At 75.0% G+C, this 20,198-nt stretch carries 17 protein-coding genes; 6 read left to right on the top strand and 11 right to left on the bottom strand.

The genetic code is table 11. The annotated features are described in order from the left end of the window. Positions 1-58 precede the first annotated feature (58 nt). From ACFQ6N_RS38025 to ACFQ6N_RS37995, 7 genes are all read right to left on the bottom strand, one after another. A complete protein-coding gene (locus tag ACFQ6N_RS38025; protein WP_380658699.1) occupies positions 59-604 on the bottom strand; it encodes a flavin reductase family protein in 546 nt (181 codons plus the stop codon). Between the two features lie 2 nt (positions 605-606). Next, positions 607-1,860, bottom strand: a complete 1,254-nt coding sequence (locus ACFQ6N_RS38020) for a cation:proton antiporter (protein ID WP_380658698.1) — start codon at positions 1,858-1,860, stop codon at positions 607-609. Then, complete coding sequence (locus ACFQ6N_RS38015; protein WP_380658697.1) at positions 1,857-3,440, bottom strand: tryptophan halogenase family protein; 1,584 nt, start codon at positions 3,438-3,440, stop codon at positions 1,857-1,859. Before ACFQ6N_RS38015 ends, ACFQ6N_RS38020 begins: the two co-directional genes overlap by 4 nt. A 156-nt stretch (positions 3,441-3,596) precedes the next feature. Further along, a complete protein-coding gene (locus tag ACFQ6N_RS38010; protein WP_380658696.1) occupies positions 3,597-4,262 on the bottom strand; it encodes a response regulator in 666 nt (221 codons plus the stop codon). After that, positions 4,238-5,590: a sensor histidine kinase gene (locus ACFQ6N_RS38005; protein WP_380658695.1), complete on the bottom strand. Its 1,353-nt coding sequence runs from the start codon at positions 5,588-5,590 to the stop codon at positions 4,238-4,240. The genes ACFQ6N_RS38010 and ACFQ6N_RS38005 overlap by 25 nt, the downstream gene beginning before the upstream one ends. A gap of 223 nt (positions 5,591-5,813) precedes the next feature. Then, entirely contained in the window at positions 5,814-6,773 is a 960-nt protein-coding gene (locus ACFQ6N_RS38000) for a TauD/TfdA family dioxygenase (protein WP_380658694.1), read from the bottom strand. A 574-nt stretch (positions 6,774-7,347) separates the two neighbouring features. Then, positions 7,348-8,577 (bottom strand): glycosyltransferase family 4 protein, encoded by a 1,230-nt coding sequence (locus tag ACFQ6N_RS37995; protein WP_380658693.1) that lies wholly within the window; start codon positions 8,575-8,577, stop codon positions 7,348-7,350. Positions 8,578-8,903: 326 nt separating this feature from the next. Here ACFQ6N_RS37995 and ACFQ6N_RS37990 point away from each other — a divergent pair, with 326 nt between their 5' ends. Together ACFQ6N_RS37990 and ACFQ6N_RS37985 are read left to right on the top strand one after the other, a co-directional pair. Beyond that, positions 8,904-10,343 (top strand): sensor histidine kinase, encoded by a 1,440-nt coding sequence (locus ACFQ6N_RS37990; RefSeq protein WP_380658692.1) that lies wholly within the window; start codon positions 8,904-8,906, stop codon positions 10,341-10,343. Next, the gene (locus ACFQ6N_RS37985) at positions 10,331-10,993 is read left to right on the top strand and encodes a response regulator (RefSeq protein WP_380658691.1); all 663 of its coding nucleotides are present in this window, start codon (positions 10,331-10,333) and stop codon (positions 10,991-10,993) included. The genes ACFQ6N_RS37990 and ACFQ6N_RS37985 overlap by 13 nt, the downstream gene beginning before the upstream one ends. Before the next feature lie 76 nt (positions 10,994-11,069). On the opposite strand, the gene ACFQ6N_RS37980 is transcribed toward ACFQ6N_RS37985, so the two are convergent. Next, complete coding sequence (locus ACFQ6N_RS37980; protein WP_380658690.1) at positions 11,070-12,263, bottom strand: MFS transporter; 1,194 nt, start codon at positions 12,261-12,263, stop codon at positions 11,070-11,072. Positions 12,264-12,513: 250 nt separating this feature from the next. Here ACFQ6N_RS37980 and ACFQ6N_RS37975 point away from each other — a divergent pair, with 250 nt between their 5' ends. Next, positions 12,514-13,398, top strand: coding sequence for a winged helix-turn-helix transcriptional regulator (locus ACFQ6N_RS37975; protein WP_380658689.1), 885 nt, complete (start codon positions 12,514-12,516; stop codon positions 13,396-13,398). A gap of 180 nt (positions 13,399-13,578) precedes the next feature. Next, the gene (locus ACFQ6N_RS37970; protein ID WP_380658688.1) at positions 13,579-14,298 is read left to right on the top strand and encodes a hypothetical protein; all 720 of its coding nucleotides are present in this window, start codon (positions 13,579-13,581) and stop codon (positions 14,296-14,298) included. A 99-nt stretch (positions 14,299-14,397) separates the two neighbouring features. On the opposite strand, the gene ACFQ6N_RS37965 is transcribed toward ACFQ6N_RS37970, so the two are convergent. The 3 genes from ACFQ6N_RS37965 to ACFQ6N_RS37955 form a co-directional block, all read right to left on the bottom strand. Beyond that, entirely contained in the window at positions 14,398-15,264 is an 867-nt protein-coding gene (locus ACFQ6N_RS37965; protein WP_380658687.1) for an NAD-dependent protein deacetylase, read from the bottom strand. Between the two features lie 39 nt (positions 15,265-15,303). Further along, positions 15,304-15,912, bottom strand: a complete 609-nt coding sequence (locus tag ACFQ6N_RS37960; RefSeq protein ID WP_380658686.1) for an AAA family ATPase — start codon at positions 15,910-15,912, stop codon at positions 15,304-15,306. A gap of 203 nt (positions 15,913-16,115) precedes the next feature. Then, positions 16,116-16,919, bottom strand: coding sequence for a class I SAM-dependent methyltransferase (locus tag ACFQ6N_RS37955; RefSeq protein ID WP_380658685.1), 804 nt, complete (start codon positions 16,917-16,919; stop codon positions 16,116-16,118). A 314-nt stretch (positions 16,920-17,233) separates the two neighbouring features. Here ACFQ6N_RS37955 and ACFQ6N_RS37950 point away from each other — a divergent pair, with 314 nt between their 5' ends. Together ACFQ6N_RS37950 and ACFQ6N_RS37945 are read left to right on the top strand one after the other, a co-directional pair. Beyond that, a complete protein-coding gene (locus tag ACFQ6N_RS37950) occupies positions 17,234-18,775 on the top strand; it encodes a peptidoglycan DD-metalloendopeptidase family protein (RefSeq protein ID WP_380658684.1) in 1,542 nt (513 codons plus the stop codon). A gap of 11 nt (positions 18,776-18,786) precedes the next feature. Further along, positions 18,787-20,198: hypothetical protein (locus ACFQ6N_RS37945; protein WP_380658683.1), on the top strand; the 1,412-nt coding region annotated here is incomplete at its 3' end.

The following is a 20,198-nucleotide window of genomic DNA, read 5'->3' as shown; positions in this document are numbered from 1 at the left end:
GTGCGGGTCATCGCATCAGATGACCCGCACGGACCGGCTCTCCCAGGCGGAGCGTCCGTCAGAGGACGGACCAGGACGCGTACTTGCGCATTCCGTACAGCAGCGGCGACCGGTCCGGCGCCGCCGGGTGCGCCACCCGGAACACCTCGCCGAACACCACGGTGTGGTCGCCGACCGAGACCGTCCGGCTGACCCGGCAGTCGGCGATCGCGTGGGCGTCGTCGGTCAGGTGCGGACCCGCCGCCTCCGGGTCGGCCGACCAGCGCACCAGGTCGAACCGGTGGGGGGTCCCGGAGGCGAACAGGTCCGCCGTCGCGCCGGCCCTGGCGTGCAGCAGGTTCACCGCGAAGGTGGAACGGCGAAGCATCGCCGCCAGGGTGGGGCTCCCCTCGCGCAGGCACACCAGCAGGGTCGGCGGGTCCACCGCGACGCTGGACACCGAGGAGCACGTCATGCCCCACGGCTGCCCGTCGAGGTCCGAGGTGGTCACGATGGCCACACCGGTGGGGAACGTCGACATCAGCGAACGGAACTCCGCGGGAGCGACCACCGTCATCGTGGTGGAGTGCCCCACGGTGCCGTCCTCCACTCGGGACTCCGTCATGGTCACCTGCCTACTTCCTGGGCCAGGGCAGCCACGTTCCAGCGGCGTGCCGAACGTCGTTCGAGCAGGGCGTAGCACGGTCCGGTCATCGCCGTGGTCACCAGCGCCATGATCACCAGGGCGAGGAACACCGGCGCGGTGAGGATCCCGGCGCTGTATCCCGCCTGGAGCACCACCAGTTCGGTCAGGCCCCGGGTGTTGACCAGCACCCCGACGCGGATCGCGTCGGGCGTGGACGCACCGCCGACCCTGGCCCCGAGGAAGCCGCCGCCGACCTTGCCGGCGATGCCCAGGACCACGGCGAGCACGATCGCGAACCACGGTGTCCCGCCCAACTGCCCGGAGAACACGTTGATCCCGGTGACCACGAAGAACACCGGCACCAGCGGCCGACCGATCCGGGTGACCATCTCCACCACGCGGTGCCAGCCGTCGGGCGGGATGGCGAGCCCGACCAGCAGGGCGCCGAAGATCTCGGTCACCCCCTGCTCCTGGAACGCCCAGGAGCCCGCCAGGCCGGCCGCTCCGACCAGGACGGCGGTGAACCGGCCGAACCGGTCCCGGAACCGCGTGACGGCGGCGTGGCCCAGCAGCCGGCCGACGCAGAACATCGCGGCCACGCCGACCGCGACCACCGCGATGATCCGCGGCATGCCCCCGGGCCCGCCCGCGGCCAGTCCGACCGCCAGCGCGAGCAGCAGCCAGGCGACCACGTCGATGATCATCGCCGCGGTCATCGAGAGCTTGCCGACGGGGGTGTCGAACAGCTCCCGCTCCTCCAGGATGCGGGCGAGCACCGGGACGGCGGTCACCGACAGCGAGACCGCCAGCAGCAGCACCAGCGACGCGGTGGGCGCGTCGCCCCGCAGCACGGGATCGGCCAGGACGGCCGCCGCGAACACGCAGCCCGCCAGGAGCGGCACCACCAGCGAGCCCGCGGTGGTCCAGCCGATCAGCCGGCCGCGGGCCGGGGCCTTGGTGCGGCGCAGCTCGTGCGCGACACCGACCAGGAACAGCACCAGCCCGACGTGCCCGATGTCGCGCAGCCAGCCGACCGTGTCCGGGGGCAGCAGGGCCTTCTTGCCGCCGAGGGAGATCAGGATCGGACCGAGCGCGAGCCCGAAGGCGATCTCCGCGATGACCGTGGGCTGGCGCAGCCGCCGGCTCACCGCGCGGCCGACGAACGCGACCAGGAGCACGGCCAGCAGCGCGAGCACCACGTGGCTGGTCCCAGCCGCGAAGTCGGCGATGTTCATCGCGCCGTGCCCGCCTTGCGCTTCTCCGGCGGAAGGCCGTGCAGGTGGGCGAAGTACTCGTACTGGCTGGGCAGCTTCTCCAGCAGCGTGGCGGTCTGGTCGGCCACCAGCCGGAACTCGCGGTCGGCAGCGGAGCCGTCGAGCTTGCCCAGCACGGGCAGCGGCTGCACCGGCAGCCCGCCGAGGCCGAGGATGATCGCGCGGTAGGAGTACGACTCGAACCCGTGGTAGTGCGGGTAGATCGAGTCCTGGTCGGGCAGCTTGACCTTCCACTGCTCCAGGCGCTCGGCCAGGCCGTCCGGGATCTCCCGGGTCTTGGTGTCCTGCCAGTACTGGTTGTCGGTGCGGCGCGAGGCGTACCAGTGCAGCACCATGAACTCCCGCAGGCCGTCCATGACGTTGGCGGCCTGCCGGTTGTACGCCGCGCGCAGCCGCTCGTCGGTCTCCGCCTGGCCGACCGGGAAGTTCTTGACCAGCTGCTCGATGCCGTTCTGGATGATGAAGATGCCGGTCGACTCCAGCGGCTCGACGAAGCCGTTGGACAGGCCGATCGCCACGCAGTTCTTCACCCACGCGCGCTCGCTGCGGCCGATCCGCATCTTGATGTGGTTGGCGGTCGCGTTCTCCCCCGCCGGGCCGACGAACTCGCGCAGCGTGCGCTCGGCCTCCTCCGGGGTGCTGTACTCGCTGGCGTACACGTAGCCGGTGCCGAGCCGCTCGAACAGCGGGATCGTCCAGATCCAGCCGGCGTCCTTCGCGGTCGCGGTGGTGGCCGGGCGGATGCCGTACTCGGCCATGTCCACCGGCACGCGCAGCGCCACGGCGCTGTCGTTGGGCAGGTGGTTCTGGAAGGAGATGAACGGCTCCTCCAGCGCCTTGGCGACCAGCAGGCTGCGGAAGCCGGTGCAGTCGACGAACAGGTCGCCGTGCAGGTCGCCGTTCTCGCGGGTGCGGACGTAGTCGATCGCGCCCTGGTCGTCGAGGACGACGTCCACCACGTCGTCGAGCACGTGGCGGACCCCGCGCTCCACGCCGAAGCGGGTCAGGTACTTCGACAGCATCGCCGCGTCGAAGTGGTACGCGTAGGGGAACTGGGTGTTCTGCTCGGTCAGGGTGGTGCGGTAGTCCTCGCCGCGCTCGAAGGTGCTGTCGAAGAGCGAGCCGTCCAGGTGGCGCGGCGAGCGCTCCGCGTCGCACAGCGACGAGATGAGGAACGCGTCCTTGTCGAACCGGTCGGTGGGCTGCTTCTGCACCCACCAGTCGGTGAGCGGGAAGCCGTCCACCACGCGGTTGCGCTCGAACGGGTGGTAGAAGGTGTGGCCGGGCTCGCGCCAGTCCTCGAAGCGGACCGCGAGCTTGTAGGTGGCGCGGCACTCCGGCATCCAGTCGCGCTCGTCCACGCCCAGGTAGTTGAAGAAGTGCCGGATCGTGCTGAAGGTGGCCTCGCCCACACCGATCGAGGGCACGTTCTTCGACTCGACCAGGGTCACCTTCACCCGGTCGCCGAACGCCGTGTTCAGGTAGGACGCCGTCATCCAGCCCGCTGTACCGCCGCCGACGACCACCACGCTGTTAACCATGTAGGCCCCTCTGTCCATTGCTGACGAACCGGTCCCGTCGAGACTCGCGGAACCGCCGACGGGCAGCCATGTCCTTGACCGACAGGTGAAATTGGACATTCGGGAGCGCGGGCCGGACGGGCGCACCCGCGGCCGGGACCGCGGGTGCGCCGCCGCTCAGGACCGCAGGTACGTCAGCACGGCCAGCACCCGGCGGTGGCCGTCGCCCTCGGAGAGGCCGAGCTTCAGGAAGATGTTGCCGATGTTCTTGGCGACCGTGGGCTGGCTGACGTTCAGCGCCTCCGCGACGGCGGCGTTCGTCTTCCCCTCCGCCATCAGCCCCAGCACCTCCTGCTCCCGCGAGGTGAGCCGGCTCAGCGGCTCGTTCATCTGCCGGCGCCGCAGCAGCTGCCAGACGACCTCCTGGTCGATGACCGTGCCGCCGGTGGCCACCGACTCGATCGCCACCAGGAACTCGGACACCCCGCCGATCCGGTCCTTCAGGAGGTAGCCGAGGCCGCCGCGGGAGTGCTCGCCGGACTCCAGCAGCTCGCACGCGTAGGCCGTCGCGGCGTACTGCGTGAGCACCAGGACGGCGAGTTCCGGGTAGCGGCCGCGCAGTTCCATCGCCGACCGCAGGCCGTCGTCGTTGAAGTCCGGCGGCATCCGCACGTCGGTCACCACGATGTCGGGCCGGTGCTGCTCGACCGCCTTGATCAGGTCGCGGCTGTCGCCGACCGCCGCCACCACCTCGTGCCCGAAGCGTTCCAGCAGTTCGACGAGTCCGTCCCGCAGCAGGACGGCGTCCTCGGCGAGCACTATGCGGAATCGGGTGTTCGCCACGGCAGCTCCACGGTGAGTTCGGTTGGGCCGCCGGGCGGGCTGAGCAGTTTGAGCCTGCCCCCCACCACGGCGACGCGATCGGCAAGGCCCTGCAACCCGCGGCCGTCCTCGGACCGGGCGCCGCCCACCCCGTCGTCGCCGACGCACAGCACCAGGCGCTCCCCGTCCCGGGCGCCGGTCACCCAGGCCGCGCGGGCCTGGCTGTGCTTCACCACGTTGGTGAGCGCCTCCTTCACCGCGAAGTAGGCCACCGTCTCCACGGCGGGCACCAGGCGCTGCGCCATGGTGATGTCGACGAGCACCGGCACCGGGCTGCGGTCGGCGACCTCGGCGACCGCGGCCGGGACGCCTCGGTCCGTCAGCAGCTGGGGGTGGATGCCGCGGATCAGCTCCCGCAGGTCGGCCAGCGCGCCCTCGGCCTCCCGGCGGGCCCGGGCCACCAGGCGGGCGCGGTCGGACTGCTCGTCCTCCAGCCCGTGCTCGACCATGCCGAGCGTCATGATCAGCCCGACCAGCCGCTGCTGCGCGCCGTCGTGGAGGTCCCGCTCGATCCGCTTGCGCTCGGCCTCGAACGCGTCCGCGAGGCGGATCCGCGAGCGGGTCAGCTCCTGGACGCGGGCGACGACCTCGGACTCCCGGGGCGCCAGCAGCAGGCGTGCGAACGACACCCGGACGGCGGCCAGCACGGTCACCGTGTAGGCGGTCGGCGGGAGCAGCGCCAGGCCCAGGAAGACCACCATCACCCGGTCGAGCGGGCCGGAGACGTGCCACTGGCCGAAGACGATCAGCGGGCCGAGGTCGACGAAGGGCTCCAGGAACGGGGAGGCGATGAGGATGAGCACGCTCCCCACCAGGGCGACGCCGCCGAAGTCGATCAGCGGCAGGACGGCGGTCAGGGAGATCGCGTAGCTGAACTCGCGCCAGGTCGCCGCCTCGCTGATGCGCAGCCAGAGCCACGCCTTCAGGCCGGGCTGGTCCGGGGCGACGTGCGGGTCCCCGACGGGCTCGGTGTCCACGATCCGCAGCCGGCGGCGCTCCGCTCCGGCGACCGGCATCCCGACCAGGGCGGCCAGCAGGACCATCACCACCAGTTGGGCGTAGTCGGGCAGGGTGCCGAGCGGGAACAGCCCGTTCATCGCCGCGACCATGATCACGAAGACCACGAGCGCACCGCAGGACAGGTAGCCGAGCGAGCGCCACGGCCACCGGGAGGTCAGCAGCAGGCGCGGCCCGAGGGCGAGCGCCTGCCGGCAGTTCAGCGGGGCCGCCGCCGGCGGGGACGCGTTCGCGGACGCCCGCCGGCCGGCACCCGGATTCGAGATCAGCACAGCGTGCTACCGGTGCAGAGGTCCACGGGCCTTAGCCAACACCGGTGGACGTGGCGCGGACAAGGCCGCCGCCAGGTGTTTTCCCTGTGGTTCAACCTCCTTGACGGCACCCGGTCCGGGAGCCTCACGGAGCTCGCCGGGTCCGGGCGGGGACGGGGACGGGGCCGTCAGCGCGGACGGCGGGCCGTCACCGCCGTCCGCGCCCGGACGGCCGGCAGCGGACTCACCCGATGATCCGCGACCTGGCCTCGGTCGCCACGAACACCCGGCGCAGGTCCCGGATCAGGTTGACCCGCTTCAGCCACCGGTCGGTGCCGTCGTAGCGGGGCTCGAACGGCTCCCGCCCGTGCACGACCCGGTAGTTGTCGAGGAAGATCGCGTCACCGGGCTCCAGCGCCACCCGCTCCTGGGCGGCGACCACGTACCCGTACAGCTCGGTGATCGCCTCCCGCGCCTCCCGGTCGTCCTCGTCCGCGGCGCAGGTGTCGTCGAAGTCGATGCGCAGATAGCGCGACTCCGGCGGGCCGAACAGGATCGCGTCCACCTCCGCCACCCCGCTGGAGTGCCCCTGCGGGCCGACGTGCGACTGGTCGGGGCGGTGGTGGAACCGCCGCTCGGACAGGATCCCGGACAGCCGCTCCGGCAGGGCGAGCCGCTCGGCGCGCACCACGGTGGTGCCGATCCGGTCCGGGTTGCGCAGGCAGTACAGCGCCACGTAGTCGCAGCGGCACTGGTGGAAGGCGTCCTCGGTGTGCAGCGACAGCGGGGCCGTGCTGCTGCCGCTGGTCTCCGAGCGCTCCTTGCCGGGCGCCGGGCACACGTCGTGCACGATGCGGCCGTTCTGCTGGTTGCCCCAGGCGAACGCCTCGCCGAGCACGGCGCTGCACAGCGTCAGCACGACCTCCTCACGGGTGCCGGCGCCGAGCTTCTCCGCCATGTCCCAGCCGGTCGGGGTCGGCTCCAGGTCCGGGCTCAGCGGCAGCCCCGACAGCACCGCCACGTCGGCCTCGTCCGACTGCACCCGCCGGAAGAACTGGCGCACCCGGATGGGCAGCGACTCGGCCACCGCCTTGGCGTGCGGGACGAACTGCACCGGGTCCCACTGGCCGTACTCGTCGAGCACCTCGTCGACCAGCCAGTCGATCTGCCGGCGCTCACTGGGTTCGATGACAAGCCTTTTCACACAAACCATCCTTCCGTTCCGCCGCCCGGCGGAACTGTCGGTATCGCGCCGAGCAGTGGCCGGCGGGCCCCGGGCGGGCGTCCTCGTACCGTCCGGGGCCGTCGGGGGGACCCGCCGGGGCGACCCGCTCCACCGGAACCCTCTCCGGGGGCGGCCGCTCCGCGCCGGTCGCGCGTCCCGGTCGGGACCGGGTGCACGGGGAGCACCCGGGCCGACCGGTGCGGCGGACCGGCCGGGCGGTGGCCGCGAGCGGCGGCCGGGGCCACCGCCGTCCGGCCCGGCGCACCGCGACCGACGACCGCCACGCTGCCAACCCCCTTGGTCCACTGCCGACGAACGTGCCTGGCCGAGCCTCGCGGAACGGCCGACGCGCAGCCACGTCCTTGACCGACGGGTGAAACTGGGCGGTCAGGGGTGGCGGCGGAGACGATCACCGGGAGCCGGTCGGAAGGGGCGCGCCCGGAGCCCGGCCGACCTGCGCCTCCCCCGCCGGGGGCGGGCCGCCGGGCGGGTGCTCAGGGCCGGGTGCTCGTCTGCCGGGCGGTCAAGGGCGGGGCGCTCGTCTGCCGGGCGGTCACGGGCCGGAGGTGCGCGCCCCGGGGGTCCGCGCGTCGGGGCCGTGCGGCCCGGGGGTCCGCGCGTCGGGGCCGTGCGGCCCGGGGGTCCGCGCGTCGGGGGTGAGCAGCCGGGTCAGCTCGTCGGCGGAGGCCTCCCAGGTCCACTCCCGGGCCACCCAGTCCCGGCCCTCGCGCCCCATCGCCGCACCCTCCGGGGAGGCCAGCAGGCGGATGACGGCCTCGGCGACGGCCCGCACGTCCCGGCCGTCGACGACGGCGCCGGTACGGCCATCGAGCACCGCGTCGGGGGCGCCGCCCGAGTCGCCGACGACGACGGGCAGGCCGGCCGCCGCGGCCTCCAGGTAGACGATGCCGAGCCCCTCGGCCTCCAGCCCGGCCCGGCGGGTCCGGCAGGGCATGGCGAAGACCTCGGCCGCCGCGTAGTAGGCCGGGAGCTCGTGGTGCCCGCGGCCGCCGGCGAAGACGACCGAGTCCCGCGAGTCCTGCGGGAGGCGGTCGGCGAGCCTCCTCAGCCGCCGCTCGTCCGGGCCCTGACCGACGATCAGCAGGGCGGCCTCCGGCACCGCGCGGCGGATCAGCGGCAGGGCGCGGATCAGCACGTCCTGGCCCTTGCGCGGCACCAGGCGGGCCACGCTCAGCACCACCGCGCGGCCGGACAGCCCGAACCGGTCCCGGACCTCCCGGCCGCCCCCGGCCGCCGCCCCGGGGGCGAAGGCGGCCGGGTCGACACCGGGCACCAGCCGGGCGAGCCGGGCCCGGGGGCCGAGCGCCGGGGCGATCCGGGCGCGGGTGTACTCGCCGAGGTAGGTGACCACGTCGGCCCCGTCGCCCACCCGGCGCAGCAGGCGGCGCGCGCCGGGCACCCGGGCCCACCAGATCTCGTGGCCGTGCGTGGTGGCGACGACGCGCTCGACGCCGGCCCGGCGCAGCGCGGGCGCCATGGCGGCGAGCGGGGCCGCCGCACCGAACCAGACCCGGTCGCAGCCGTGCTCCCGGACCAGCCGCACCGCGCGCTCGGTGACCCGGCGGGTGGGCAGCAGCATCCGGGCCGGGTCGCGCACCACGGGGAAGGGCAGGCCCGCGTCGAAGGCCTCGGCACCGGGCTCGGCGGAGGTGTAGACGACCACGTCGTGGCCGGGCACCCGGGTGGCCATCGCGTGCACGAAGGTCTCGATGCCGCCCTGCCGGGGCGGGAAGTCGTTGGTGACGATCAGTGTGGTGCTCAAGGCGGGGCCTCTCTCGGGCTCCCGGCGCGCCGGGGGCGTCGTACGGTGGACGGCGGGGTGCGGTGGACGGCGGGGTGCGGTGGACGGCGGGGTGCGGTGGACGGCGGGGTGCGGTGGACGGACGGGTGCCGGGGGCGTCGTACGGTGGACGGGCGGGCGCGGTGGCGCTCCGGGCCGCGGTCGCGGCCGGGCCACCACCAGTCCAGCAGCCGGGGCGCGGGCGCACAGTGGGCCTGTGCGGAGGGTTCGGGGGTGGGTTTTCCCTACCACCGGGGGCGGTCGCCGGGGCTGCTGTTCTCGACGATCACCGGACGGAAAGGCAAGGGATGTCCCTCGCGGATGGGGCCGGTACGACGGCCGGGGCGGACGGTACGGCGGTGCCCGGCAGGTGCGCCGGGGCGGCCAGGGCGGCCGGGGCTGACGGGCCGGACGGGCCGGACGGGCCGGACGGGCCGGACGCGGTGAACGCTCCGGACGGGAGTGCCGGGCCGGCCGTCGCCGTCCGGCGGGCCCTCGGGCGCGGGCCGGCGGCCTTCCTGTTCTCGACCTGGCCGTTGCGCTGCTGGCTGCACCTGCTGGTCGGGGCGCTGTTCGGCCTGGGGCTGCTGTCGGCGCTGGCGGTGCTGGTCTCGCTCGGGATCCTGCTGTCGGTGGTCGGCGTGGGCCTGCCGGTGCTGGCCTGCCTGCCGCTGCTGGGCATCCCGGTCGCCCGGGTGGAGCGGTGCCGGCTGCGGCTGGTGCAGCGGGTGCGGCCCGCCGACCCGCACGCACCGGCGCCGGGCGACGGGCTCCGGCGGCGGCTGCGCCACCGCTTCTCCGAGCGGGCCACCTGGCGGGAGCTGGCGTACGCGGCCCTGCTCGCGGTCGTCTTCGCCGGGGCCGGGCTGGCCGTGCTGGCGCTGCTGGCGTTCTCCTGCCTCCTGGTGGCGTCCCCGGTGGTGGTGTGGGCCCTGGCCCCGGAGACGGTGATGATCGTCCCCGGCCGCGCGGTGCCCGGTCCGCTCGCGGCGGTGCCGTTCGGCCTCGCGGGCCTCGCCGGGGTGGTGCTGTCGGCCTACGCGGCGGGCTGGCTGACGGCCGGCCAGGTGTGGACCGCGTGGTTCCTGCTGGCGCCGCGCAGGGAGTCGGAGGACCGCCAGGTGATCGAACTGACCCGCTCCCGGGCCCGGCTGGCGGACGCCTTCGAGGCCGAGCGCCGCCGCATCGAACGGGACCTGCACGACGGCGCCCAGCAGCAGCTGGTGGCCCTCACCATGACCCTGGGCCTGGCCGAGATGGAGCTGAGGGACACCTGTCCGGAGGCGGCGGCCCTGGTCGCCCGGGGCCGGGCCGAGGCGCGCCGGGCCCTGGACCAGCTGCGCGACCTGGTGCGCGGCATCCACCCGCAGGTGCTGACCGACCACGGCCTGGCCGCCGCCGTCGCGGAGGTCGCGCAGCGCTCACCGATCCCGGTGGAGGCGGAGGTCGACCTGCCGCGCCGGCTGCCGCCGCTGGTCGAGGCCACCGCGTACTTCACGGTGACGGAGGCGCTGGCCAACGCGGCGAAGCACAGCGGAGCCGCCCTGATCGAGGTCACCGGACGGCTGGTGGACGACCGGCTTATCCTGATGATCATCGACGACGGGCGGGGCGGGGCGGATCCCGCCGCGGGCACCGGTCTGTCCGGTCTCGCGGACCGCCTGGCGATCCTGCGCGGGCGGCTGCTGGTCTCCAGTCCCGTCGGCGGTCCGACCCAGCTCCGGGTGGAGGTCCCGTGCTCCGCGTAGTCCTTGCCGAAGACGCCGTCCTGCTCAGGGCCGGTCTCACCGAGATCCTCGCCCGCAGCGGCCACGAGGTGGCCGCCGCCGTCGGGGACGCCCGGGCCCTCGCCGAGGCCGTGGACGCGCACCGGCCCGACATCGTCATCACCGACGTCCGGATGCCGCCCGGCTTCAGCGACGAGGGGCTCCGGGCGGCGCTCGAACTGCGGGGCCGGTACGAGCGGTTGCCCGTCCTGGTGCTCTCCCAGTACGTCGCCACGGCGTACGCGACCCAGCTGCTCCTGGGCGACGGGCAGGGCCGGGGCGGACTCGGCTACATGCTGAAGGACCGGGTCGGCGAGGTCGCCGAGTTCCTGGACACGCTGTGCCGGGTCGCCGACGGACAGACCGTCATCGACCCGGAGGTGGTCCGGGTGCTGCTGGCCCAGCACACGGCGGTGCGCCCGCTGGGCCGGCTGACCCCGCGTGAGCGCGAGGTGCTCGCGCTGATGGCCGAGGGCTACAACAACCAGTCGATCGCGGCCCGGCTGAGCGTCACCGAGGCCTCGGTGGTCAAGCACTCCGGCAACATCTTCATGAAGCTGGACCTCGACCCGGCGGAGGGCAACCGCCGGGTCCTCGCCGTCCTCGCGCACCTGCGCGGCGACGCGGGCTGACCCACCGCCGCCGACGCCGGCCCGGGGCGGCCGCCCCGGCCGGTGTGCCCCGGCCGCCCCGGCCGGTCCCCCGCCGTCAGGCGAGGTCGCGGAGCCGGCGGATCGGACCGGCCAGCAGGATCGCCGGACTCGCGAGGCTGGCGACGGCCAGCAGCAGCAGCGCCGTCCGCGACCCCCAGGCGGTGGACGCGGCACCGGCCGCGAGGGCGCCGACCGGGATGGCGCCCCAGGAGACGAAGCGCACGGTGGCCATCACCCGGGGCAGCAGCTCGGGCGGGGTCTGGGTCTGCCGGTGGGTGCGGGTGACGATGCTGGTGACCACCACCCCCGCCGAGAAGCCCGCGTTGCCGACGGCGAACACCAGCGTCGCCCAGCCGGGCCCGGCCGCCGGGAGCAGGAAGACGAAGAGGGAGGCGACCAGCGCGGACCAGCGCAGCGCCCCGCCGCTGCCGATCCGGGCGACCAGACGGGGGGTCAGGGCGGCGCCCACCAGGCTGCCCAGGCCCCCGGTGGCCATCAGGGCGCCGACCGCGGCGGCCGGCGCGTCGAGGGTGCGGACCAGGAACACCGGGGTGAGCGCCATCAGTCCGCCGCAGACGAAGTTGACCGCGGTGGCGTCGGCGGCACACGGCCCGAGCACCGGGTGCCGGGTGACGTAGTGCCAGCCCTCGCGGATCTGCTCGCGTATCCCGACGCCGGGCCGCCCGCCGGGCGGCGGCTCGGCGCGCGGCAGGCTGCGCAGCAGCAGCGCCGACACCAGGTAGCTGACCGCGTCCAGCACCATCGAGACGGCGCCGCCCAGGAGTTGGACCAGCACCCCGCCGAGCGAGGGCCCGGCCAGTTCGGTCGCGGCGGAGGTGCCGGAGAGCAGGCTGTTGCGGGCGGTCAGCTGCTCCTTGGCGACGATCGACGGCAGGAAGGTGGAGTTGCCGACGTCGAAGACCACACCCGCCAGGCCGACCAGCAGCGCCACCACCACCAGCTGTGGCAGTCCGAGCACCCCGAAGGCGCCGGCCACCGGCACCGAGGCGACGGCCACGCCCCGGACCAGGTCCATCGTCACCTGGGTGCCGCGCAGCGGCAGCCGGTGGACCAGGACGCCCGCGGGCAGCCCGACCACCAGCCAGGCGACGTAGCCGGCCGCCGTGATCAGGCCGACCTGGAGTGCCGTCGCGTGCAGGGCGACCACCGCGATCAGCGGCAGCGCCACCCTGGTGACCTCGTCGCCGAACCGGCTGACCGTCGAGGCGGTCCAGTAACGCCAGAACACCCCGGCCCCGCCGTCGCGCCCCGCCCCCGGGCCGACCCCCCGGTCCGCCGTTCCCCGCCCGGCCCCCTGCCCCGCCCCCTGCGCCTGCGCCTGCTCCTGCCCTGACTTCCGTCCTGACCCGTGTCCCGCCGGAGTCGCTGTCCGCGTCGTCACGTCCACCCCTCATGTCGCGATCGGCCGCTCACCCCCCGGTCCGGCCGGGCCGCTCCGAGGAGTGAGTCTCATTTTGGAACTCACTATAATCATGCCCATGCGGCACACCGAAGCGGCGGACCCCGACTGCGCGATCTCCCAGGCCCTGACCGTGGTCGGCGACACCTGGACCCTGCTGCTGATCAGGGACATCGCCGGCGGCACCCACCAGTTCGACGCCCTGCGCACCGCCCTGGGCATCAGCCGCCGGGTCCTCACCGAGCGCCTCAAGGCACTCGTCGACGACGGGGTGCTGGAGAAGCGGCTCTACCACCCGCACCCACCGCGCTACGAGTACCACCTGACCGCGACCGGCCGCGGCCTGCTGCCCGTCCTCGTCGCCCTCCAGGACTGGGGCGGCCGGTACGTCCTCGGCGACGGCTCGCTCTCCGCCACCAGCACCACCGACTCCGCCGAGACCCGGAGGGTCCACGCCCTGGCCGGACACCGGCTGCCGCCACTGGAACTCACCTCCGCCGCCGGCGACCGCACCGACCCCGTCTCCCCCGACGCCGCCTGGACGGTCCTGTACTGCTACCCCGGCGCCTACCCACCCGGCGGCCGGGACTACCCGCCCGACTGGGGTGCCATCCCCGGCGCCGGCGGCTGCACCCTGGAATCCGCCACCTACCGCGACCGGGCCGCCGAGTTCACCGCCCGCGGCACCCGCGTCCACGGCGTCAGCACCCAGCGCCCCGACCAGCTGGCCGCGTTCGCCGAGCACGCGCGCATCCCGTTCCCGCTGCTCTCCGACGCCGACCTCCGGCTGACCGCCGCCCTGCGCCTGCCCACCTTCCGCGCCGCCGGCGTCGACCGGCTCAAGCGGCTCACCCTCGTCCTCGACGCCACCCGCACCGTCCGGGGCGTCCTCTACCCGGTCACCGACCCGGCCGGCTCGGTCGAGGACACCCTCGCCCTCATCGACCGGCTCGCGGCGGGCTGAGCACCGCCCCCCCGATCGCCCCCGCTGGCCCCCCGATCGCCACGGTCGGTGCGCGGGTCGGCACGGTCGGCGGCGAATCGGTTCCGGAATGTGACGTGCTCCTGTCTAGTTCGTTCGCGTCCCGGTGTGATGGGATGTGCCGTCACGGGGTGATGACCGCTGGTGGGGGTGGTGTGTGTGATGCGTGACGGACGCCTGTCGGGACTCGACGGGGACGCGGCGTACCTGGTCGCCGTCGGACTGGTCCGGCTGGGGGCCCAGGAGTGGCTCGGCACGGCCGGCGGGACTCCGGCCTGGGTGGGCCGGCTACGGACGGCCTCCTTCGCGGACGCTTGGCTGGCCTTCGGCGACCCGGCGGCGCCCGGCCTGCGGGTGCCGGCCCGCGCGGTGCTGCGGGCGATCGCCGAACGGGCCGCGGAGCTGGTGGTCCGGTCCTGCGCGGGGGACGAGTCGGCGGCCCTCGAATGGCTGGGGCAGCGGTCGGCGGAGGCCCGCGAACAGGCCCACCGGGACGACGTGTCGCACCCGGCCGAGCCCTGCGCGCTGACCCTGGTGTGGCACGGCGTCCAGGCGCTGGCCGACAAGGACGGGCCGGACGGGGCGGCGGGAACGGAAGGGACGGACGAGCCGGACGAGCCGGACGAGCCGGAGGAGACGTCTCACGGCAGGCGCATCGACGAACGGGGCGAGGCGTACATCCGGGAGCGGCACCGCCGCCAGGACACCCTCGCACTGGTCCTGGGCTGCACCCGGATCGCCGCCGCCGCGCTGGTCGAGCTGAGCGAGAACGACCCGGTCCGGGTGTGCGGCTGGCTGGAGGAGGACGCGGCCCGCGCCATGCCGCGGGTCGGGCCGGTGCCGCTCTGGGTGCCGGGCCGCCCCTGGCAGCCGGCGGGCTGACGGGCGCGCCGCCGCCCGCCGCCGCCCGCTCCCGGTCACGGCGGCGGGCCGATGAGGCGGGTCGGCAGGTCAGGCGGGCGGATCAGGCGGGCCGGCGGGTCAGGCGGCGCCCAGGAGCCGGGCCGCCTCGGTCATGGCCGGCCCCAGTGGGAGGTCGAGCCGCAGCGCGGCGAGGTCGTCGCCCCGGGTGGCACCCTGGTTGACGATCGCGACGGGCAGCCGCGCACGCGCGGCCCGGCGGACGAATCGCAGGCCCGAGAGGACCGCGAGCGAGGACCCGAGGACCACCAACGACCGCGCCTCGTCCACCAGTCCGTAGCAGTGCTCGACCCGGTGGACGGGCACGTTCTCGCCGAAGAAGACCACGTCCGGCTTCAGCACGCCGCCGCAGTCGGCGCAGGGCGCGACCCGGAACCCCGCCACCGCCTCCGGCGGCAGCCGCACGTCGCCGTCCGGGCGCAGCACCGCCCCGGGCTTGCGGAAGCCCCGGTTCAACTCGTCCAGGCGCCGGTCGAGTTCGGCCCGGGAGCTGCCGCGCCGGCAGCCGAGGCAGACCACCCGGTGCAGCCCGCCGTGCAGTTCCACGGCCTCCCTGGTCCCGGCCGCGCCGTGGAGGCCGTCGACGTTCTGGGTGATGACCGCCGCGATGTGCCCCGAGCCACGAAGCCGCTCCACCGCGCGGTGCCCGGCGTTGGGCCGGGCCCGGGCGAACAGCGGCCAGCCGGTGTGGCTGCGCGCCCAGTAGCGGCGCCGGGCGGCCTCACTGCCGGTGAACTCCTGGTAGGTCATCGGGCTCGCGCCGCGACTGCGGCCGGTGACGCCCCGGTAGTCGGGGATGCCGGACTCGGTGGACAGGCCCGCACCGCTGAGCACCACCGCGCCGCGCCGGTCCAGCAGCCGTACGAGCTCCGCGAGGCCCTCGGGGTCCGCGAGGCCGGTCGGGGCCGGGGTTTCGGGCACATCCATACCGCCGAGGGTAACTCCGGCCCGGACGGCGACGCCCGGCTACGGCCCGTCCGCGCCGGCGGCGAAGGCGAGGATCCCCGCCAGGGACGGCCGCAGGCCCTCGGTGGTGTCCACCACCAGGCAGGGCACGTCGAGCGAGACCGGCACCCAGGACTCGATCGGCCGCTCCCCCGCCGCGATGCGCCGCAGCAGCGCGGCATCGGCGTGGACGGCCCGCGAGGGCAGGTCGGCTGCCCGGCGGGTGATCCGCAGCCGGGCGACCTCGGGGTCGACGACGCAGCGCACGACGCGGATGGCGGCCAGGTCCGCGAGCGGTTCCAGGCCCGGGCGCCAGAGCCGGTCCTGGAAGGCCGCCTCGGCCACCGGGCTCGTCCCGGAGGCCAGGTGCCCGCCGAGGGTTCGGAAGAACACCTCCAGCGTCCGCAGGTCCAGCTCACCGCCGAGGCCCGGGCCGGAAGCGGCGCCCGGACCGGAAGCGGGGCCCGGACCGGAAGCGAAGTCGGCTGCGGCCGTGGCGGCCAACCGCTCCTTGATCTCGTCCCGGCAGACCAGCGGCCGGCCGAGCGCGTCGGCGAGGGCGTGCGCCAGCGTGGTCTTGCCCGCGCCCGGCGGGCCGCTGACGACGAGCAGGGTCGGGCGTCGGCTCATGCCACGGCATTGTGCGCCGCGCCGCCGCCGCCCGCCACCTCCCCTGCGGGTGGCGGGCGGCACGCGGTGCCGGGCACCCGCCGTCCACCCGGCGGGGGCCGCCGCTCCAGTCGACCTTCTCCCGGCTGTGGCCACCCGACGTCGAGGTGTACGAGGAGGGACCGCCCGTCCACGAAACCGTGCCGCCCCGGGCCCGGCAGGCCCTATGGGCGGCGGGCCCAGGCGGAGACCAGCGGGGCGGTGGCCAGGTCGAGGCGGCCGGAGGCGACGTTGGCGAGGTGCCGGTCGATCTCCTCGTCGGTGGCGAGGCCCTCCCCCACCAGGAGGCGGCGGATCTGGCGGACCGTCGCGTCCTCCAGAACGGCGCAGGCCGGGGAGGTGATCGGGAAGTAGGCGTCGGCCCGGACGTCGACCAGGCCGGCTTCGCGCAGCACCCTGGGCAGGGTCCGCCCGTACCCGAGGTCGGCGCCGCGCCCCGCCATCAGGGTGCGGAAGCCGGTGCGCAGCCGGTTCGCGAGGCGTTCGTCGGGGCCCGACTCGTCCAGGCAGAGCAGGGGTTGCAGGGCCGGGTCGGCTTCCTCCAGGAGCAGGAAGCCGCCGGGGCGCAGGGCCTGGACCATCCTGCGCAGGGCCTCGGCCCGGTCGGCGACGTGCCCCAGGACCAGCCGGGCGTGCACGAGGTCGAAGGCCCCGGGCGGCGGCGGGTCGGCGGCCACGTCGTGGGTGAGCACCTCGATCACGCCACCGGCGGCGGGGGCCGTCCAGGAGACGTCGATGTCGGTCGCGACGACCGCGCCGGTCGGGCCGACCCGCTCGGCGAGTCCGAGCGGGACGCCGGGGCCGCCGGCGCCGACCTCCCAGCAGCGCATGCCGGGGCCGATCCCGATCGCGTCGACGTGTCGGAAGGTCACCGGGTCGAAGAGTTCGGCGAGGGCGCCGAAGCGGATGCCCGCCTCCGACTGCCGGTTGTCGAGCAGGTATCCGTGGTCGCTGTCGTGCTCAGCCATGCCGTGATTCTCGCAGGCGGACGTGCTCCCCCGGTCGCGGGGACTTCTCCCAGTCTCGGCGGCCGGTCCGCTCCTGTCAGTCCGTATGGTTCCGGGTTCTGCGCCGCGTGGTGCGTGGCTACCGTCCCATCCGCCGACACCCGGTGGTCGGGACCGGCCACCGGCCCGCGCCTTCAGGAGGTCCCGTTGACCACTCGTCACCCCGCCCGCAGGAGCCGCCCCGGGCCCGCCGGGCAGCCCGGGCCCGCCCGACACTCCGGGCCCGCCGGGCAGCCCGTCGCCGACCGTCCGTCCGAGGCGTGAGGGGGGCTCCGGTGTTCTCCTCCCTCTCCCGCCGCGCCTCGCGCCTGGCCCTGGCGGCGGCCGCCCTGCTGCTGCCGGTCGCGCCCGCCGTGCCCGCGGCCGCCGCACCCACCGCCGCCCCCATCACGGCCGCCGCCGCGACGGCCGGGTTCCCGGCCTCCTGCCCGACCTCCGGGTTCATCTCCCAGGGCTACACCCCGGAGCACAACGGCATCGACATCGCCAACGACTACGGCACCCCGATCTACGCGGCCGGCGACGGCCGGGTGCTGGTCTCCGGCCCGGCGCAGGGCTACGGCCAGTGGATCCGCATCCTGCATCCGGACGGGACCATCACCGAGTACGGGCACATGTCCCAGCGGGACGTGGCCACCGGGGACACCGTGACGGCCGGTCAGCGGATCGCGCTGATGGGCAGTGAGGGCACGTCCAGCGGGCCTCATCTGCACCTGCGGGTCTGGGCCGACCCGGACGCGACGGTGCGGACCGACCCGGTCCCCTACCTCGCGGAGCGCGGCATCACCGTGCCCTGCACGCCGGGGTCCGGTCCCCGTCCCGTCCCGCCGGTGTACCCGGCGCCGTCGGGCCGGGTGGTGTCGGCGCGGTCGGCGGACGGCCGGCTGGAGGTGTTCGCGGCCGGCGCCAACGGGGTGTCCCACGCCTGGCAGACGGCGGCCAGCGGCGCCTGGTCGGACTGGGAGACCCTCGGCGGCCCGGGCGGCGCGGAACTCGCCATCGGCCCCGACGCGGACGGCCGCCTGGAGATGTTCGCCGTCAACGGCACCACCCTCCAGCACCGTTACCAGCTCCAACCGGCCGGCGCCTGGTCTGGCTGGGACACCTTCGGCGGCGGCGGACGCACCGTCGCCACCGGCGCCAACCAGGACGGCCGGCTGGAGGTCTTCGCCTCCGGACCGGTCGGCGTCTTCCACAGGTACCAGAGCGCGCCCAACGGCGGCTGGTCCGACTGGGAACCCACCGGCGGCGGCCCGGCCGACAGCCAGGTCCGGCTCGGCAAGGCCCCCGACGGCCGGCTGGAGGTCTTCGCCCTCAACGGCAGCACCGCGCAGCACCAGTGGCAGACCGCCGTCAACGGCGGCTGGTCGGCCTGGGAGGCCTTCGGCGGCGGCGGGCGCGCCCTCACCGTCGACCACAACCAGGACGGGCGGTTGGAGGTCTTCGCCTCCGGACCGACCGGCGTCTTCCACAAGTACCAGACCGACCCGACCACTTGGTCCGGCTGGGAGCCCACCGGCGGCCCCGCCGACTCCCGGGTCACCAGCCGGCCGACCGCGGACGGGCGCGTCGAGGTGTTCGCCATCAACGGCAGCACCGCGCAGCACATCTGGCAGACCGGCGTGAACGCCCCGTACGGCCCGTGGGACACCTTCGGCGGCGGTGGCACCGAGATCTTCGCCACCGCCAACGCCGACGGCCGGATCGAGGTCTTCGGCGCCAGTGCCGCCGGCGTCTACCACAAGTGGCAGACCGGCTTCTCCACCTGGTCCGACTGGACCTGGCTCAACACCACCGCCGGACCCGCCGTCAACTGAGGAGGCCACCCGTGACCAGCACCCCACGCGCCCGCCGGGCGCCGCACCGCGTCCTGCTGTCCACGCTCGTCTCGCTGGGCGTGGCGGCCGGCCTGACGGTCGGCGCCACGCCCGCGCCCGCCGCCACCGGCATCGACCTGTGCGCCGAGGTCGGCTACGCCGCCGGCTTCCGGGGCGACGCCCTGGTGACCGCGATCGCCGTCGGCATGGCCGAGTCCAGTTGCAACCCGTCGGCGTCCAACGTCCAGAACAACACCCCGCCGTCCCGCGACCGGGGCCTGTGGGAGATCAACGACTACTGGCACCCCGAGGTCAGCGACGCCTGCGCCTTCGACGCCCAGTGCAACGCCGACGCCGCGTACCGCATCTCCAACGGCGGTACGAACTGGCAGCCCTGGTCGACCTACAACCAGGGCGCGCACCGGCGCTACCTGGGCGCGGCGCAGGCCGCCGCGGACCGGCTCGGCCACCACGACCCGGGGCCGGCGCCGCTGGTGTACCCGGCGAAGTCCGGCAAGGTGGTGTCGGCGCGGTCGGCGGACGGCAGGCTGGAGGTGTTCGCGGCCGGCGCCAACGGGGTGTCCCATGCCTGGCAGACGGCGGCCAGCGGCGCCTGGTCGGACTGGGAGTCCCTCGGCGGCCCGGGCGGCGCGGAGTTGGCGATCGGGCCGGACGCGGACGGCCGGCTGGAGATGTTCGCCGTCAACGGCACCACCCTCGCGCACCGCTACCAGCTCCAACCGGCCGGCGCCTGGTCGACCTGGGACACCTTCGGCGGCGGCGGACACGACGTCGCGGTGGGCGCCAACCAGGACGGCCGGCTGGAGGTCTTCGCCTCCGGTCCGGTCGGCGTCTTCCACAAGTACCAGACGGCACCCAACAGTGGCTGGTCGGACTGGGAGTCCGCGGGCGGTGGCCCGGCCGACAGCGAGGTCCGGCTCGGCAAGGCCCCCGACGGCCGGCTGGAGGTCTTCGCTCTCAACGGCACCACCGCGCAGCACCAGTGGCAGACCGCCGTCAGCGGCGCCTGGTCGGCGTGGGAGACCTTCGGCGGCGGCGGGCGGGCCCTCACCGTCGACCACAACGAGGACGGACGCCTGGAGGTCCTGGCCTCCGGACCGGTCGGCGTCTTCCACAAGTACCAGACCAACCCGACCACCTGGTCCGACTGGGAGGCCGCCGGCGGCCCCGCCGGCGCTCGGATCACCAGCGAGCGCTCCCCGGACGGCCGGGTGGAGGCGTTCGCCATCAACGGCACCACCGCGCAGCACATCTGGCAGACCGGCGTGAACGCCCCGTACGGCCAGTGGGACACCTTCGGCGGCGGCGGCACCGAGATCTTCGCCACCGCCAACGCCGACGGCCGGATCGAGGTCTTCGGCGCCAGTTCTGCCGGCGTCTACCACAAGTGGCAGACCGGCTT

The organism is Kitasatospora sp. NPDC056446 (assembly GCF_042796115.1).
In the GTDB taxonomy this organism is placed as follows: Bacteria; Actinomycetota; Actinomycetes; order Streptomycetales; family Streptomycetaceae; genus Kitasatospora.
Note: the sequence above shows the minus strand (reverse complement) of the source record. Positions and strands in the feature narration are given on the sequence as shown.

Excerpts from the sequence above, each read along its gene's own strand:
- ACFQ6N_RS38025 (WP_380658699.1), bottom strand. The coding sequence starts at position 604 with ATGACGGAGTCCCGAGTGGAGGACGGCACCGTGGGGCACTCCACCACG.
- ACFQ6N_RS38020 (WP_380658698.1), bottom strand. The coding sequence starts at position 1,860 with ATGAACATCGCCGACTTCGCGGCTGGGACCAGCCACGTGGTGCTCGCG.
- ACFQ6N_RS38015 (WP_380658697.1), bottom strand. The coding sequence starts at position 3,440 with ATGGTTAACAGCGTGGTGGTCGTCGGCGGCGGTACAGCGGGCTGGATG.
- ACFQ6N_RS37990 (WP_380658692.1), top strand. The coding sequence starts at position 8,904 with ATGTCCCTCGCGGATGGGGCCGGTACGACGGCCGGGGCGGACGGTACG.
- ACFQ6N_RS37975 (WP_380658689.1), top strand. The coding sequence starts at position 12,514 with ATGCGGCACACCGAAGCGGCGGACCCCGACTGCGCGATCTCCCAGGCC.
- ACFQ6N_RS37970 (WP_380658688.1), top strand. The coding sequence starts at position 13,579 with ATGCGTGACGGACGCCTGTCGGGACTCGACGGGGACGCGGCGTACCTG.
- ACFQ6N_RS37965 (WP_380658687.1), bottom strand. The coding sequence starts at position 15,264 with ATGGATGTGCCCGAAACCCCGGCCCCGACCGGCCTCGCGGACCCCGAG.
- ACFQ6N_RS37960 (WP_380658686.1), bottom strand. The coding sequence starts at position 15,912 with ATGAGCCGACGCCCGACCCTGCTCGTCGTCAGCGGCCCGCCGGGCGCG.
- ACFQ6N_RS37955 (WP_380658685.1), bottom strand. The coding sequence starts at position 16,919 with ATGGCTGAGCACGACAGCGACCACGGATACCTGCTCGACAACCGGCAG.